General features: G+C 63.8%; 11 protein-coding genes. 8 read left to right on the top strand and 3 right to left on the bottom strand.

The window, feature by feature from the left end:
• Nucleotides 1-77: 77 nt before the first annotated feature.
• The 3 genes from GT748_RS02690 to GT748_RS02680 are packed head-to-tail and all read right to left on the bottom strand — an operon-like array spanning nt 78 to nt 3,524.
• On the bottom strand, nt 78-2,108 hold the full coding sequence (locus GT748_RS02690; protein ID WP_059004817.1) for a V-type ATP synthase subunit I: 2,031 nt from the start codon (nt 2,106-2,108) through the stop codon (nt 78-80).
• Between the two features lie 51 nt (nt 2,109-2,159).
• The gene (locus tag GT748_RS02685) at nt 2,160-3,206 is read right to left on the bottom strand and encodes a V0D/AC39 family V-type ATPase subunit (RefSeq protein ID WP_021660502.1); all 1,047 of its coding nucleotides are present in this window, start codon (nt 3,204-3,206) and stop codon (nt 2,160-2,162) included.
• 3 nt (nt 3,207-3,209) lie between these two features.
• A complete protein-coding gene (locus GT748_RS02680) occupies nt 3,210-3,524 on the bottom strand; it encodes a hypothetical protein (protein WP_021660503.1) in 315 nt (104 codons plus the stop codon).
• 504 nt (nt 3,525-4,028) lie between these two features.
• Between GT748_RS02680 and recJ the strand changes: the two genes are divergently transcribed.
• The 8 genes from recJ (at nt 4,029) to GT748_RS02640 (ending at nt 14,736) form a co-directional block, all read left to right on the top strand.
• The gene (recJ, locus tag GT748_RS02675) at nt 4,029-6,095 is read left to right on the top strand and encodes a single-stranded-DNA-specific exonuclease RecJ (protein WP_021660505.1); all 2,067 of its coding nucleotides are present in this window, start codon (nt 4,029-4,031) and stop codon (nt 6,093-6,095) included.
• Entirely contained in the window at nt 6,086-8,266 is a 2,181-nt protein-coding gene (locus GT748_RS02670) for a RelA/SpoT family protein (RefSeq protein ID WP_021660506.1), read from the top strand. The genes recJ and GT748_RS02670 overlap by 10 nt, the downstream gene beginning before the upstream one ends.
• A gap of 96 nt (nt 8,267-8,362) precedes the next feature.
• Nucleotides 8,363-8,821 (top strand): D-aminoacyl-tRNA deacylase, encoded by a 459-nt coding sequence (dtd, locus tag GT748_RS02665; protein ID WP_021660508.1) that lies wholly within the window; start codon nt 8,363-8,365, stop codon nt 8,819-8,821.
• Nucleotides 8,822-8,855: 34 nt separating this feature from the next.
• Nucleotides 8,856-9,473 carry an MBL fold metallo-hydrolase gene (locus GT748_RS02660; protein WP_021660509.1) on the top strand — a complete coding sequence of 206 codons (618 nt, stop codon included), beginning with the start codon at nt 8,856-8,858 and terminating at the stop codon, nt 9,471-9,473.
• A 10-nt stretch (nt 9,474-9,483) separates the two neighbouring features.
• On the top strand, nt 9,484-10,986 hold the full coding sequence (gene hemZ / locus GT748_RS02655) for a coproporphyrinogen dehydrogenase HemZ (protein WP_021660510.1): 1,503 nt from the start codon (nt 9,484-9,486) through the stop codon (nt 10,984-10,986).
• Nucleotides 10,949-11,869: a uridine kinase family protein gene (locus tag GT748_RS02650; protein ID WP_021660511.1), complete on the top strand. Its 921-nt coding sequence runs from the start codon at nt 10,949-10,951 to the stop codon at nt 11,867-11,869. The genes hemZ and GT748_RS02650 overlap by 38 nt, the downstream gene beginning before the upstream one ends.
• Nucleotides 11,870-12,158: 289 nt before the next feature.
• Nucleotides 12,159-12,563: a zinc ribbon domain-containing protein gene (locus GT748_RS02645; RefSeq protein ID WP_021660512.1), complete on the top strand. Its 405-nt coding sequence runs from the start codon at nt 12,159-12,161 to the stop codon at nt 12,561-12,563.
• A gap of 52 nt (nt 12,564-12,615) precedes the next feature.
• Nucleotides 12,616-14,736 carry a glutamine synthetase III family protein gene (locus GT748_RS02640; protein WP_243147930.1) on the top strand — a complete coding sequence of 707 codons (2,121 nt, stop codon included), beginning with the start codon at nt 12,616-12,618 and terminating at the stop codon, nt 14,734-14,736.
• The last annotated feature ends 541 nt before the right edge of the window (nt 14,737-15,277 follow it).

Below are 15,277 nucleotides of genomic sequence, written 5' to 3'. Positions count from 1 at the left end.
ACGTATTTATGTTTCTCCGGGCGGCCCTAGAACAGGGCGGCCCGCCTTTCCCGGTGGGGAGTGGCGCGCAGAGCGGCTCAGTTGGCGTGCTCGTGCACGATCTGGCTGATGGGGGTGAAGGGCACCCCTTCGCCCGAGTAGTAGCGGCCGAACATCTCGTAAAACTCCAGGCGCAGCACCTGGATGCCGACCACCAGGCCCTCCAGCCCGATGACGAAGAGGTTGCCCAGGGCCACGGTGACGGCATAGCCCACCGGCCCGAACATCCCCGCCAGGGTGAAGACCACGCTCATCATCCCCGCGTGGCTCAGGATGAAGCCGCCGACGCGGAGGAAGGACATGGTGTTGGCCACAAAGGAGATGGCGATCTCCAGCATCTCAAAGATGTTTTCCAGGGCGTAGGCGCCAAAGCCCCCTTCGGGGAAGGCGTCCTTTTTCAGCAGGAGGTTGCCCAGGGGTACCCGCATGAAGATGCAGATGATGGGGATGACGATGCAGATGAGGATGATGGGCAGGTTCAGGGAGAAGCTGACCCCCAGCATCGGCAGGCCGATGGCGCTGATGACCGTGGCGTAGAGGACAAAGCCGGCCACCCCGTTTTGGGAGAAGAGGGCCTTGCTGTAATCGCGGTTTTTTAGCCCGATGTAGATGTTCAGGGCCATCGAGGTGAGGATGAGCACCACCCCCAGGGCCACGGCGCCGATGAGCAGCACGTTGATGGTCTGGGCGTTCATCACCTCCACCGGCTTTTCGGCAAAGCCGATGGCCCGGTACAGCGGGTCGAGGGCGTGTTCAAAACCGAAGACCGAGCCGTAGAGGAAGCCGAAGAGGGTGGAGCTGATGCCCATGCGCATGATGATCTCGCCCAGGCGGGACTTCTTCCACTTGGCAAAGAGGAAGCCGCCCAGCACGATCAGCAGCCCCTGGCCCACGTCTCCGAACATGATGCCGAAGAGGAGGGTGTAGGTGAAGGCCACCAGGGGGGTCGGGTCGATCTCGCGGTGGCTGGGCACGCCGTACATCTCCACGTACATCTCGAAGGGGCGGGCAAACCAGTTGTTTTTCAGCTTGGTGGGCTTTTCGGGGCGGGTGCCCTTTTCGTGGGCCTCCTTCATCGAGTGGGTCACCAGGCCGGGCAGCATGGGGACCGCCCCGTCGTCGGACTTCTCGGCGGTGACCACCACGGTGGGCAGGTCGCCGAAGAGGGCCTCGAAGTCGCCCTCCTTCCCCGCGGGGACGTAGCCGGCGAACTCGAAGTAGTCGCCGCCGGCAAACTTGTCAAAGCTGGTGCCCACGAACCGGCGCACGCCGTAGGTCTCCTGCATGAACTGGACGGTGGCGTAGTAGGAGAGGAGGGTCTCCCGCCCCTCTTCCACCAGCCGGTCGCGCTCGCCCTTGCAGCCCTCCAGGGCCGCCTGTTCCTCGGCGAGCTTTTCCTCCAGGTAGGCGGCGGCGTCCTCCGGCTCGCCGTGGAGGTAGTCGGGGATGCGCACCCGCTCGAAGTAGAGGGCCTCCATGATGGAGTCCACCTCGGCGGCGTGCTGCTCCCCGGTCAGGTAGAGGCACCACTGGTAGTTTTTGTCGCTGGAAAAGGTGAAGAGGAAGAAGGGTTTGTCCTGGTAGTGCTCCAGCTTTTTGTAGTTTTCCAGCGGCAGCCGCCCAAAGCGCACCTTCAGGTACTTGGCCTTGAACAGCTCGTCAAAACTGGTGTGAAAGCTGCGGATCATGTCCAGGTGGGAGAGGTTGAGGCGGTGTTCCTCCACCAGCTTCGCGATCTCCTTTTCCTTTTGGTCGGCCGCGTCGAACCCCTGCCGGAACGACTCCACGAACCGGCGGACATCCGCCAGGTTCAGGTCGTGGCTGCTGCGCTCCAGCTGGTCGCCGGGCACCGCCACCGGGGTCAGCCCGGCGTCGGTGCAGGCCGAGCGCAGGGCGTCGGCCAGTTCGGTATAGGGGTTTTCGGCGGAGGCGGCCTTGGAGACCGCCCCGCTCTTGGAGGTGATCTCCTCCGGGTGGAAGTAGTCCAGCCGGCTCAGCCGCAAGACCACCTCGTCCAAATTTTCCAGGCGACCGATCAGGCTGACCAGGGTCGTCTTTTGTATTGCCATAGTGCGTGATTCTCCTTTCGCGTCAGGCATTTCTCCAGGCGGTGGCGCCGCCTAGATGATGAGCAGCTTCTGAATGTCCTCCGGCTGCACCCCGTAGCGGATCCCCTCCACTATGTGGATGATGTTGTCGCACTCCACTGTGCCCAGGGTCACATAGGCCAGAAAGGCGGTGGCCGCCTTGGTGGCAAAGCTGATGTGGCGGCGGCTCAGGTGGTACTTGATGTAGCTGGTGTGGTACTCGATATAGAGAAAATCGTCTTTGTCGAAGTAGTTTTTGTAGCTGCTCTGCGCAATCTCCCGGATGAAGGCGTCCCCGCTGGGGGCCGCGGCGAGGGATTGCAAAAACCTGTCGGAGAGGCGGGAGTACTCGTTGTGGACGATGAACCGGTCCAGCTCCTCGGGTTTGTAGTGAAAATACACCTTGAGGCGGTAGAGGTTGGTGATGTTTTGCAGCTCCAGGCTGGTGGAGACGATGTCCATCATCTCCTGCCGGGTCTTGCCCTTGTAGGTCTCCTCGATGAGGGAGAACAGCCGGTTGTAGTACTGCTGGCGCAGGGCGATGACACAGCTGCTGACATCGAATTCGCCGGGGGCCAGGGCAAAGGGCTCCACCGTCTTGTAATAGGGGGTCTTTTCCAGCAGTTCCAGCAGCTCCCGCCCGGTCTCCGCCTGGCCCAGGGCCACCGCGTCAAAGGAGAGGTAGTCCAGCAGGAAGGTGGGCACTTCGGGGACAAAGTGGGTCTCGCCCTCGGCGTCCAGCCGGTTGATGCAGCCGATGAGTTGGTCCATCTCGATCTGGCCGATGAAGAAGCTGACGTACTGCTCGCGCTCCTTGCGGCCGGGCAGATAGCGCACCAGCCGCAGCAGGGAGTAAAACAGGTCTTTTTTCACAGTGGCTTCCAGCTGGCCGCGGTGCAGGGCCGCCGGGTTGACTGTGTCCATGGCGTCTTGGTAGTGGGTGCTGTTTTTGAGGTAGGCCGCCAGCTCGCTCAAAGAGGTCTTGTGCAGCATCTCCCCGTACTGGGAGGGGGTGATCCGCTTGCCGTACATGGCCTTGATCTTGGCGAGGATGGCGTTTTGAGAGAAGGTCGTGAACATGCCCTACTCACCGCCCACGCAGCGCTGCACGATAGCATCCACCAGACTGTCTTTTCGCTGCTGGTAACTCTCGTCCAGCGCCTGCACCGCGTCGGCGTACCGTTTTTTCAGCTCCTCCGACCGGGCCTGCACCCGCGCGTCGCTGTCCTTTTGCAGTTGGGCCACCTCGGCCTTGGCCGTGGCCAGGATCTCGTCGCTGAGGGCCTGCTGCTGCTCTTCCAGCGAGTCGAGGATCTGGTTTCGCTGGGTCTCGGCGTCGGTTAGCTTTTTTTGGGCGCCCCGGTCGATCTCCAATAGGTTATGGATCAAATCTTCCATAGAACCTGCCTCCTTTCCCGTGTGAAGTGAACGTTCCACGGATAATCCTACTCCTTTTTTGATGGCTCCGCAATGTTGCAACTCATAAAAACCGAAAGCTGGAAAAAAGCTTTTTTGAGCAGACGGCACAAAAGAGGGGAGGAATACTGAGCATTCTGCCCAAAAAATTTAGCCGAGATTGATTTTGTCGAAAAGGGGAGGGGGCGCGGTGCGGCCGGTTTGACGAAAAGCGGAGCGAGAAAGCCGCTTTTTGACAGACGGGTCTGCGGCTGTTCCCGATGCGATAGGATCGGAAAAAAGAGGGGCGTTTATTCCCCCAAACGGGGCGCGGCGGGAGAAAAGGGGATATTTCTTCTTATATATAGTTGTCGTCACCCCCGGGACAGGGCCGGGCGCGACCGGGGCGGCGGGGAAACTTGCGCCGGGCGGCGGTAGGTGATAAAATAAACTGATATTGATTTTCTGCATCCCGCCGGGTTTTCCCGGCGGCCCGAATGGAAGTGGATGGCAACTTTGAGTATGAACCAGTGGATTTTACCCAACACCCCGGCGGAGAAATGGTCTGCCGTGGCGGCGCAGACGGGGCTAGCCCCCCTCTGCTGCAAAGTGCTCTGCGCCCGGGGGATCGACACCCCCGAGAAGGTGGAGCACTACCAGAATGACCCCTGCGAGATCGAGGATCCCCTGCGCCTGATCGACATGGAGCGAGGGGCGGCCCGGATCCGCCGAGCCGTCGAGGAGGGGGAGCGCATCTGCGTCTTTGGCGACTACGACGCCGACGGCATCACCTCCACCGTGCTCCTCTACTCCTACCTGGACATCTGCGGGGCGGATGTGCGCTGGTACATCCCCTCCCGGGAGTCCGACGGCTACGGCCTCAGCCTCTCGGCGGTGGAGGCGCTGCACCGCGACGGGGTGCAGCTCATCGTGACGGTGGACAACGGCATCGCCTGCTGCCGGGAGGCCGAGCGGGCCGCCGAGCTGGGGATGGACCTGGTCATCACCGACCACCACCAGCCGGGGGCCGAGCTGCCCCGGGCCTGCGCGGTCATCGACCCCTACCGCAGAGACTGCCCCAGCCAGTTCAAGTGCCTGGCGGGGGTGGGGGTGGCCTTCAAGCTGGTCTGCGCGCTGGAGGAGCAGGACCCCCGGGTGATGCTCGACGAGTTCGCGCCCTTGGTGGCCATCGGCACCGTGGCCGACGTGATGCCCCTGAAGGGGGAGAACCGCCTCTATGTAAAGGAGGGGTTGGCCGCCCTGCCCTACTACGACAACCCGGGGCTGACCGCCCTCATCGCCCGCTGCACCAAGGGCGGGGAGATCACCGCCCAGACCCTGGCCTTTACGGTGGTGCCCCGCATCAACGCCGCCGGGCGGATGGAGAGCGCCGAGAGCGCCGTCAAGCTGCTGACCTGCCTGGACGAGGGCGAGGCCGAGCGGTGGGTGGACGACCTCTGCGAGAAAAACGCCCAGCGCCAGCAGGTGGAGGGCGAGATCATCGAGGAGATCCGCCAGATGCAGTCCCAGCACCCCGAGTACTTTGGCCAGCGGGTCATCGTGCTGGCGGGGGAGGGCTGGCACAAGGGCATTGTGGGGATCGTCTCCTCCCGGGTGGTGGACCGCTTCGCCAAGCCCTGCATCCTCCTGGTCCCCGACGGGGAGGAGGCCAAGGGCTCGGGCCGCAGTTTCGGCGACTTCTCCCTCTACGAGGCGTTGGAGAGCTGCGCCGACTGCCTGAGCCGCTACGGCGGGCACAAGCTGGCCGCCGGCCTCTCCCTGCCGGTGGGGCGCATCGACGAGTTCCGGGAGCGGATCAACGACTACGCCCGCAGGACCCACCCCACCATGCCCCTGCCCACCCTGCGCATCGACGCGGCGGCCGACTTCGGCGAGCTGACGCTGGAAAATGTGCTGGCGCTGGAGGAGCTGGGCCCCTACGGCCACGAAAACCCCAAGCCCAACTTCCTGCTGCAGGGGGTGCAGGTGGAGGGCGTCTACCCCATCTCCGACGACCGGCACGTCCGCCTCAAGCTGAAAAAGGGCGGGGCCACCCTCTTTGCCGTCTACTTCCGGGTCTCCTCGCAGGAGTTCAAGTACGCCCCGGGGGACCGGGTGGACGTGGTGGTGACGTTGGACCTGTACCAGTACTTGGGGGAGCAAAACATCTCCATTAAAGTCAAGGACATCCACCCGGCCGGACTCTCCCCCGCCATCTACGACGAGATGGCCCTCTACCAGAAAATCGAGCTGGGCGAGCCGCTGGACGACGGGGAGTTCGCCCGGGCCATGCTCACCCGGGAGCAGGTGGCCCTGTGCTACAAGGCCGCCCTCTACTTCGGCCCCGCCGTCGGCGACTTCGTCCTCTTTTACAACAAGATGGCCGGCAAGCCCATCACCTACTGCCAGATGATGTTGGCCCTCAACGTCCTGGCGGAACTGGGTATCCTGACGGTCAAGCGGGAGAAGGGGAAGGTCGTGCTCCTGGTCAACAGGGGGCAGAAGGCCGACCTGAACGCCTCCCGCATCCTGCGAGAATTGACTGCGAAAAGGACTGCTGCACTATGTATTTAAGCTACGAACAGCTGCGCGAGAAGCTGGCCGCCGGCGACAAGTACGACCTGGCGGTCATCGACCGCGCCTATCAACTGGCCTACGATGCCCACGGCGAGCAAAAGCGCCGCTCGGGCGAGCCCTATATCACCCACCCGGTACAGGTGGCCGCCCTCCTCTGGGAGCTGGGGATGGACACCGACTGCGTGGTGGCGGCGCTGCTGCACGACGTGGTGGAGGACACCCCCACCTCTCTGGACGAGGTCTCCAAGCAGTTTGGCCCCGACGTGGCGCTGCTGGTGGACGGGGTGACCAAGCTGGGCAAGATCCAGTTCACCACCAAGGAGGACGAGCAGGCCGAAAACATCCGCAAGATGCTTTTGGCCATGTCCAAGGACATCCGGGTCATCCTCATCAAGCTCTGCGACCGGCTGCACAACATGCGCACCCTGGAGGTGATGCCCGAGCAGCACCGCCGGGACAAGGCCCTGGAGGTGATGGAGGTCTACGCCCCCATCGCCCACCGGCTGGGCATCAGCTCGGTGAAGGAGGAGCTGGAGGACCTGGCCCTCAAGTACCTGGACCCCTTCGGCTACTACCAGATCCAGGAGTACCTCAACAGCCGCAAGGTGGACACCGAGGACTTTTTGGAGATCGTCACCGGCCGGATCCGGGAGCGGCTCAAGGACTACGAGGACGTCATCGAGATCTCCGGCCGGGTCAAGTCGATCTACGGCATCTACCGCAAGGTGTTCATGAGCGGGCGCAGTTTCGACGAGATCTACGACATCGTGGCGGTGCGGATCCTCTGCAACACCGTCAACGAGTGCTACAATATCCTGGGGCTGATGCACGACCTGTTCCGCCCCATCCCCAACCGGTTCAAGGACTACATCTCCACCCCCAAGCCCAACATGTACCAGTCGCTGCACACCACCGTCATCTCCAAGGAAAAGATGCCCTTTGAGATCCAGATCCGCACCTACGAGATGCACCACACCGCCGAGTACGGCATCGCCGCCCACTGGAAGTACAAGGCCGGGGTGCGGGGGAGCGACAAGCTCGACGAGAAGTTGGCCTGGGTGCGCCAGCTGCTGGAGGCCCAGAAGGACTCGGAGGACGCCCGGGACATCATCACCAACATCAAGAGCGATCTGACCTTTGAGGAGGTCTACGCCTTCACCCCCAAGGGGGATGTGAAGAGCCTGCCCAAGGGCTCGACGGTGATCGACTTCGCCTACGCCATCCACTCGGGGGTGGGCAACTCGATGGTGGGGGCCAAGGTGGACGGGCGGATCGTCTCGCTGGACTACCAGATCCAAAACGGCGAGATCATCGAGATCATCACCACCAAGTCGCCCAACCGCGGCCCCAGCCGCGACTGGCTGAAGATCGTCCACACCAGCGAGGCCCGCAACAAGATCCGCAACTGGTTCAAAAAGACCCAGCGGGAGGAGAACATCCTCGAGGGCAAGATCGAGGTGGACCGGGAGTTCAAGCGCAACCAGATCGCCGTCAACGACGAGCAGCTCGAACAGCTGCTGATGGGGGTGGGGAAGAAGTACCAGGTGGGCAGCCTGGACGACTTCTACGCCGCCTTGGGCTACGGCGGCATCAACCTGACCCGGCTGATGCCCCGCATCAAAGAGGCCTACTCCAAGATGGTCAACCCCGCGCTCCCGCCGGCCCCCCTCACCAAGGAGGAGGTGCCCCTGACCAAGTCCAAACACACCTCCTCGGGCGGGGTGGAGGTCGAGGGGATCGACAACTGCCTGGTGAAGTTTGCCAAGTGCTGCAACCCCCTGCCGGGGGACAGCATCGTCGGCTTCATCACCCGCGGGTTCGGGGTCTCGGTCCACAAGGCCGACTGCCCCAACGTGCTGGCGGCCAAGAATTTGGAGGAGAACAGCGAGCGCTGGGTAAAGGTCAAGTGGAGCGCCTCCAGCCGGGACTCCTTCAAGTCCACCCTGCAGCTGGTGGGGCTGGACCGGCAGGGGCTGTTTGCCGACATCTCCATCGCCCTCTCGGCCATGCGGGTGCCCATCTTTGCCATCAACGCCCGCAGCCTGCAAAATGGCTTTGCCGACGTGATGATCACCATCGGCATCTCCAACGTGGAACACCTGACGAGCATCATCGCCCGGCTGCAGAAGATCCAGGGCGTGGAGAGTGTGCAGAGAAGCAGCCAATAGATCCCCGGTGGACGGTGGCCCGGCGGGGTGGTATACTTGTGAAAAATCGGCGGGCGGGCCATCCGCCGCCGGGAAGAAGAGAGAGGAGCGAGCGCGGTGAAAGCGGTATTGCAGCGGGTCACCTCGGCCGGGGTGGCCATCGACGGCGGGCCCCGGCAGGGCATCGGCCCCGGCCTGGTGGTCCTGTTCGGGGTGGAGGAGGGCGACCGGGAGGAGTACGTGGACGCCTTTGTGCAGAAGATCGTCCACCTGCGCATCTTCTCCGACGAGGCGGGGAAGCTCAACCTTTCCCTGCTGGACCAGGGGTATTCGGTGCTGGCGGTGCCCAACTTCACCCTCTGCGCCAACTGCAAAAAGGGGCGGCGCCCCTCCTTTGAGCGCTCGGCCCGCCCCAACTTCGCCTCCGCCTGCTTCGACGCGCTGGCGGCGGGGCTGCGGGCGGCCGGGGCGGCGGAGGTGGTCTGCGGCCAGTTCGGCGCTGACATGGCGGTGGACCTGGTCAACGACGGGCCGGTGACCCTGATCTTGGACTCGGCGGAGATCGTCAAACAGTGAGAGGGCGGGGCTGCCCCGCGAAAGGAAGGAACACATGGAAATTGGGATGATGACCCTGGGTGCCCTGGGCACCAACTGCTACCTGGTGTACGGCGAGAAGAAGACCGGCATCCTCATCGACCCGGCGGACAGCGGCGACACCATCATTCAGTGCATCAAAGCCGAGGGGGTGGACGTGAAGTACATCGTCCTCACCCACGGGCACTTCGACCACATCGGGGCCCTGCGGCAGGTGCAGGCGTTCACCGGCGCGCAGATCGCCATCCACGAGAAGGACGCCTACCGCCTGCCCCGGGCCGACCGGGAGGCCGCCCTCTTCGGCATGCCCTGCGAGGCCCAGCCCCGGGCCGACGTGCTGCTGCACGACGGGGACGAGATCAAGGTGGACGACCTGCTCTTCCGGGTGCTCTTCACCCCGGGCCACACCGAGGGGAGCATCTGCCTGCTGGGGGGGAAGGCCCTCTTCACCGGGGACACCCTCTTCTGCGGCAACGTGGGGCGGACCGACCTGCCCGGCGGCAGCCTGCCCTGGCTGGAGACCTCCCTGGCCCGGCTGGCCGCGCTGGAGGGCAACTACGCCGTCTACCCCGGCCACGGGGACGTGACCAACCTGGACGCGGAGCGGCGGCAGAACCCCGCCTTTATGGCGTAGGGGCGAGGCGATGAAGGTATTGGTATTGGGCCACCGCCTGCAGTACGAGGTGCAGAACCTGGTGGGGCTGTTCTTCCCCGGCGAGCGGGTGGAGACGGCCTTTGAAAAACAGCCCGACTGGCAGGTGCTGACCTACCTGCGGGAGGGGAGGGGCGCCACCCGGCTGCTGGTCCTCTGCCGGCTGGGGGAGGGCGGCGAGACCCTGCGGGCCCACTGCGCGGTGGCGCCGGGGGAACCGGGCCACAAACAGCGCTGCGAGATGGCCTTTGGCGAGCTGCTCTACCGCCTCTTCTCCCAGGTGACCGGCTACCGCCCCAAGTGGGGGGTGCTCACCGGGGTGCGGCCGGTGAAGAACATCCGCCGCCGGCTGGACGGGGGGATGGATGAGGCGGGTCTGCGCCGCCTCTTCTGCGGGGAGTACCGCGTCAGCGAACAGAAGTTTGACCTGGCCCTGCAGACCGCCCGGGTGCAGGAGCGGGCCCTGGCCCCCCTCCCCCCGGCGGGGCCGCAGGATGTGAGCCTTTACATCTCCATCCCCTTCTGCCCCAGCCGCTGCCTCTACTGCTCCTTTGTCTCCCACTCGGTGGAGAAGACGCATAAACTGGTGGAGCCCTATCTGGAGCTGCTGCTGCAGGAGATCAGCGCCACCTTTGACCTGGTGGAGCGGCTGGGGCTGCGGCTGCGCACCGCCTACATCGGCGGGGGGACCCCCACCATCCTCACCGCCGGGCAGATGGACCGGCTGCTGGAGCACCTCTTCTCCCTGGTGAAAACCCCGCTGGAGGAGTTCACCGTCGAGGCCGGGCGGCCGGACACCATCGACCGGGAGAAGCTGCGGGCGATGCGGCAGTACCCGGTGAGCCGGATCAACATCAACCCCCAGACCCTGAACGATGCGGTGCTGGAGAGGATCGGCCGCCGCCACACCGCCGCCCAGACGGTGGAGAGCTTCTACCAGGCCCGGGAAGCGGGCTTTGCAAACATCAACATGGATTTGATTGCCGGGCTCCCGGGGGACAGTTACGAGGGCTTTGTCTCCACCCTGGACCGGGTGGTGGCGCTGGACCCCGAAAATGTGACGGTGCACACCCTCTCGGTCAAGCGGGCGGCCGATTTGAAGAGCACCGCGATGGTCCGCTATGCGGCGGCCGACGCCCCGGTGGAGCGGATGGTGGACTACGCCGCCGCCACCCTGGGGGCGGCCGGGTACGACCCCTACTACCTCTACCGGCAGAAAAACACCCTCGCCAACCTGGAAAATGTGGGCTATGCCAAGCCGGGGTCCGAGGGGCTTTACAACATCTACATGATGGAGGAGCTGCACACCATCCTCGGCTGCGGCGCCGGATCGGTGACCAAGCTGGTGGGCCGGGGCACCCGCCCCATCGAGCGCAGTTTCAACTACAAGTACCCGCAGGAGTACATCCGCCAGTTTGCCACTGTGTTGGAGCGCAAGGGGAGTTTGGAGGAATTTTATGGCTGTCTTTCAGAAGCGGAACATCCCGCTGTATGAGATAAACTTCCGGGCCAAGGAGCCAACGGCGTTTATCGCCGCCTGCGACCACCGCTACGAGAGTGCCCTGGCCGCCATCGTGGGCGACGCGCTGGAGACCCTGGGGCAGAAAAACGTCTTTATGCTGGCAGGGCCCTCGGCCTCGGGCAAGACCACCACCGCCCACAAGCTGGCCGCCGCCTTTGGCCGGCGCTCGGTGGAGGCGCGGGTCATCTCCCTGGACGACTTCTACCGGGGGCGGGGCTTCTGCCCCAAGCGGGAGGACGGCACCGAGGACTACGAGACGGTCCACTCCCTGGACCTGGACTGCTTTACCGCCTGCATGGAGAAGCTGCTGGCCGAGGGGGAGGCGGAGTTCCCCATCTTTGACTTTCAGGTCAAGCAGCGCGCCGAGGAGACCCGGCACATCTCCCTGGGGAAGGACCAGGCCCTGATCATCGAGGGGATCCACGGGCTCAACCCCCTGCTGACCCGTGGGATCGAGGGGCGGGTGAAGCGGGTCTACGCCACCGCCATGGACCGGTTTGTGGGAGACGACGTGGTGCTCAAGACCAACGACCTGCGCTTTTGCCGCCGCATCGTCCGCGACTGCCGGCACCGCAACATCTCCGGCGCCGAGACGGTGGACATCTGGCCCTACGTCTGCGACGGGGAGTTCATCTACATCAAGCCCTACCGGTCCGAGTGCGACTACTACGTCAACACCGCCTTCGGCTACGAGCCGGGCATCTACGCCGGCTACCTGCGGGCGATTTTAGAGGGGATGGGGGACATCCCCCAGACCGGCAAGGTGGGGCACATCCTGCGCAAGTTGCAGCGGTTTGTCCCCATCGACCCGGCGCTGGTGTCCAAAGACGCCATGGTGCAGGAGTTTATCGGGTAGTACCCAAGCATGAGAGGGGCTACCGCCCCCCTCATGGACTCCCCTCTTGCACGGGCTCCGCTCCGCCGCGGAACCCGCGAGAGGTGTCCCTCCGGCGGCACATGTCCGCCTGCGGGACGGATGGGAGGGGACTGCGCCCTCTCCCGCCCCCCCTGGCCCCCCTCTGTCTCCCCCCGCGGGGGAGAACGGGGACGAGAGCTGGAAAAAAATAGAGTGTTTGAAACCAGGTTGACTGGTTTAAACTGATACGCCCGCACATTTTGAAAGACGCGACAGGAGGTTTGCGACCATGGGATTTTGGGACGATTTTGCCGACACCACCAAACAGGTATTTGACTACACCGGCAACAAGGCCGACGAGTTGGTGCAGAAGGGGAAGCTCAAGTACCGCATCGAAAAGCTCAGCTACCAGCTGCGCCAGCAGCAGCGGAAGCTGGGGGCCCTGGTCTACGGGCTGAAGAAGGCCGGCAAGGAGAACGCCCCCCTGCTGGACGAGTGCATGGGGCAGATCGACGCCCTGGTGGACCAGCTGCGGGAGGCCCGCAGCCAGTACGACAGCGTGGGCGGCAGCAAGAAGATCTACTGCCCCCGCTGTGGCTTTGAAAACGCCGACTACGCCCTCTACTGCGTCTCCTGCGGGCAGAAACTGCAGGAGGACGAGGGCGAGAAGGAACCCCAGCCCCCCGAGGAGTAAGGCGGCGGGCAAAAGAGAGAAGAAGAGAGAAGACAGGGAGAGAGGTACCTTTATGAGCATGGAACGGGCAAAAAACTACCCCATCGACTTTTTCGGCGAGAACGTCTTTGACGACGAGGTGATGCAGCGATACATCCCCCACAAGACCTATCTGGAGCTCAAGAGCGTCATCGAAAAGGGCCAGACGCTGAATTCCCAGCTGGCCGACGTGGTGGCCAACGCCATGAAGGAGTGGGCCATCTCCCGGGGGGCCACCCACTACACCCACTGGTTCCAGCCCCTCAACGGCTTTACCGCCGAGAAGCACGAGTCCTTTATCTCCCCCACCGGGGACGGCGGGGTGATCACCGCCTTTTCGGGGAAGATGCTCATCAAGGGCGAGTCCGACGCCTCCAGCTTCCCCTCCGGCGGGTTGCGGGCCACCTTTGAGGCCCGGGGCTACACCATGTGGGACTGCACCTCCCCGGTCTTTTTGAAGGAGGATAAATCGGGGGTGACCCTCTGCATCCCCACCGCCTTCTGCGCCTATACCGGCGAGGCGCTGGACGAAAAGACCCCCCTGCTGCGCTCCCTGAAGGCGGTGGAGGAGGAGGCGCTGAAGATCTTGAACCTCTTCGGCTTCTACGATGTGAAAAAGGTCACCCCCTCGGTGGGGGCCGAGCAGGAGTACTTCCTCATCGACCGCAAGTACCTGAACTCCCGGCTGGACGTCAAGTTCGCTGGGCGGACCCTCTTCGGCGCCCGCCCCCCCAAGTGCCAGGAGTTGGAGGACCACTACTACGGCAACCTCAACGAGAAGATCTCCTACTTCATGAAGGAGCTGGACAACGAGCTGTGGAAGGTGGGGGTCACCGCCAAGACCAAGCACAACGAGGCCGCCCCCTCCCAGCACGAATTGGCGCCGGTCTACTCCTCGGTGAACATTGCCGCCGACCAGAACCAGATCATCATGGAGACGCTGCACAAGGTGGCCGCCCGCCACGGGCTCTGCTGCCTGCTGCACGAAAAACCCTTTGAGTACATCAACGGCTCGGGCAAGCACAACAACTGGTCCCTGACCACCGACACCGGGATCAACCTCTTCGAGCCGGGGAAGACCCCCTACGACAACATGATGTTCCTCCTCTTCGTCTCGGCCATGATCAAGGCGGTGGACAAATACAGCGGGCTGCTGCGCCTCTCCACCGCCAGCTACACCAACGACTGCCGGTTGGGCGGGTACGAGGCGCCGCCGGCCATCCTCTCCATGTACCTGGGCAGCGACATCCACGAGATCTTGCAGAAGATCGCCGACGGCAACCGGGACAGAGAGGGCTGCCCCCGCAAGATCATGGACATGGGGGTGGCGACCCTGCCCCGGGTGCACGCCGATTCCAGCGACCGCAACCGCACCTCGCCCTTTGCCTTTACCGGCAACAAGTTCGAGTTTCGGATGCTGGGGGCGTCCATGTCCATCTCCTGGGTGAACACGGTGCTCAACACCATCTGCGCCGACGTCCTCTCGGAGATCGGCGAGCGGCTGCAGGGCTGCCAGGACTTTGACGCCGAGGTGCAGCAGATCATCAGCGAAATCTACCGGGAGCACGGGCGGATCCTCTTCAACGGCAACGGCTATGGGGAGGACTGGGAGAAAGAGGCCCGGGCCCGGGGGCTGCGGTGTGTACGGGACACGGTGGAGGCCGCCGAGGTCCTCAAGGAGCCGGAGGTGCGGCAGGTCTTTGAGAAGTTCTCCGTCCACAGCGGGGTGGAGTTGGACGCCCGCTATGAGATCGTCCTGGAGACTTACAGTAAAAAGTGCGCCATCGAGGCAAAGACCATGCTCTCGATGTGCAACCGCCAGCTGCTGCCCGCCGTGCGGGCCTATCTGGCCCAACAGGCCAACGAGTTTGTCGCCCTGGGGAAGGCCGAGCTGGAGAGCGGCTTTTTGCGCGAGCACATCTATGACCTGGACGAAAACTGCCGCCAGCTCAACGACCAGACGGCGGTGCTGCGCAACGCCGTGGCCCAGCTGGGAGCCTATGAGGACCCCGCCACCGCCGCCTACTGCCGGGACGTGCTGATCCCCGCCATGCGGGCGGTGCGGGAGACCGCCGACTACCTGGAGACGGTGGTTGACAAGCGGTTCTGGCCCCTGCCCACCTACGACGAGATCCTCTTTGACGAGCAGGCCTGACAGGCGCGCTTTGCGCGGCTGTTTGACATCTGATTTGCCGCAGCACCGCTGCGGCATTTTGTGTTCGCAAAACCATCGCCTGTCCGGCCTGGGGGGGACAGGTGCGCTTCGCGCGGCTGTTTGACATCCGATTTGCCGCAGCACCGCTGCGGCATTTTGCATTCGCAAAATCGTCGTCTGTCCGGCCTGGAGGGGACAGGCGCGCTCCGCGCGGCTGTCTGACATACAACTTGCCAGGGTACAGCCCTGGCATTTTGCGTTCGCAAAACCATCGTCTGTCCAGCCTGGGAGCGACAGGCGCGCCTTGCGCGGCTGTCTGACATACAACTTGCCAGGGCACAGCCCTGGCATTTTGCATTCGCAAAACCGTCGTCTGTTCGGCCTGGGGGTGACAGGCGCGCTTTGCGCGGCTGTTTGACATCCGATTTGCCGCAGCACCGCTGCGGCATTTTGCGTTCGCAAAACCATCGTCTGTCCGGTCTGGGAGTGACAGGCGCGCCTTGCGCGGCTGTCTGACAGCTGACTTGGTGAAAGGAGGAGA

The organism is Bittarella massiliensis (ex Durand et al. 2017), assembly GCF_009876955.1.
Lineage (GTDB): Bacteria > Bacillota > Clostridia > Oscillospirales > Ruminococcaceae > Bittarella > Bittarella massiliensis.
The sequence above is the reverse complement of the archived record's forward strand: the minus strand, read 5'-3'. Positions and strand labels throughout refer to the sequence as shown.

What these genes read in the sequence shown, in the direction of transcription:
- GT748_RS02650 (WP_021660511.1), top strand. Translation starts at nt 10,949, where the DNA reads ATGGCTGTCTTTCAGAAGCGGAACATCCCGCTGTATGAGATAAACTTC.
- GT748_RS02645 (WP_021660512.1), top strand. Translation starts at nt 12,159, where the DNA reads ATGGGATTTTGGGACGATTTTGCCGACACCACCAAACAGGTATTTGAC.
- GT748_RS02690 (WP_059004817.1), bottom strand. Translation starts at nt 2,108, where the DNA reads ATGGCAATACAAAAGACGACCCTGGTCAGCCTGATCGGTCGCCTGGAA.
- recJ (WP_021660505.1), top strand. Translation starts at nt 4,029, where the DNA reads ATGGCAACTTTGAGTATGAACCAGTGGATTTTACCCAACACCCCGGCG.
- GT748_RS02670 (WP_021660506.1), top strand. Translation starts at nt 6,086, where the DNA reads ATGTATTTAAGCTACGAACAGCTGCGCGAGAAGCTGGCCGCCGGCGAC.
- GT748_RS02680 (WP_021660503.1), bottom strand. Translation starts at nt 3,524, where the DNA reads ATGGAAGATTTGATCCATAACCTATTGGAGATCGACCGGGGCGCCCAA.
- GT748_RS02685 (WP_021660502.1), bottom strand. Translation starts at nt 3,206, where the DNA reads ATGTTCACGACCTTCTCTCAAAACGCCATCCTCGCCAAGATCAAGGCC.
- GT748_RS02640 (WP_243147930.1), top strand. Translation starts at nt 12,616, where the DNA reads ATGAGCATGGAACGGGCAAAAAACTACCCCATCGACTTTTTCGGCGAG.
- GT748_RS02660 (WP_021660509.1), top strand. Translation starts at nt 8,856, where the DNA reads ATGGAAATTGGGATGATGACCCTGGGTGCCCTGGGCACCAACTGCTAC.
- hemZ (WP_021660510.1), top strand. Translation starts at nt 9,484, where the DNA reads ATGAAGGTATTGGTATTGGGCCACCGCCTGCAGTACGAGGTGCAGAAC.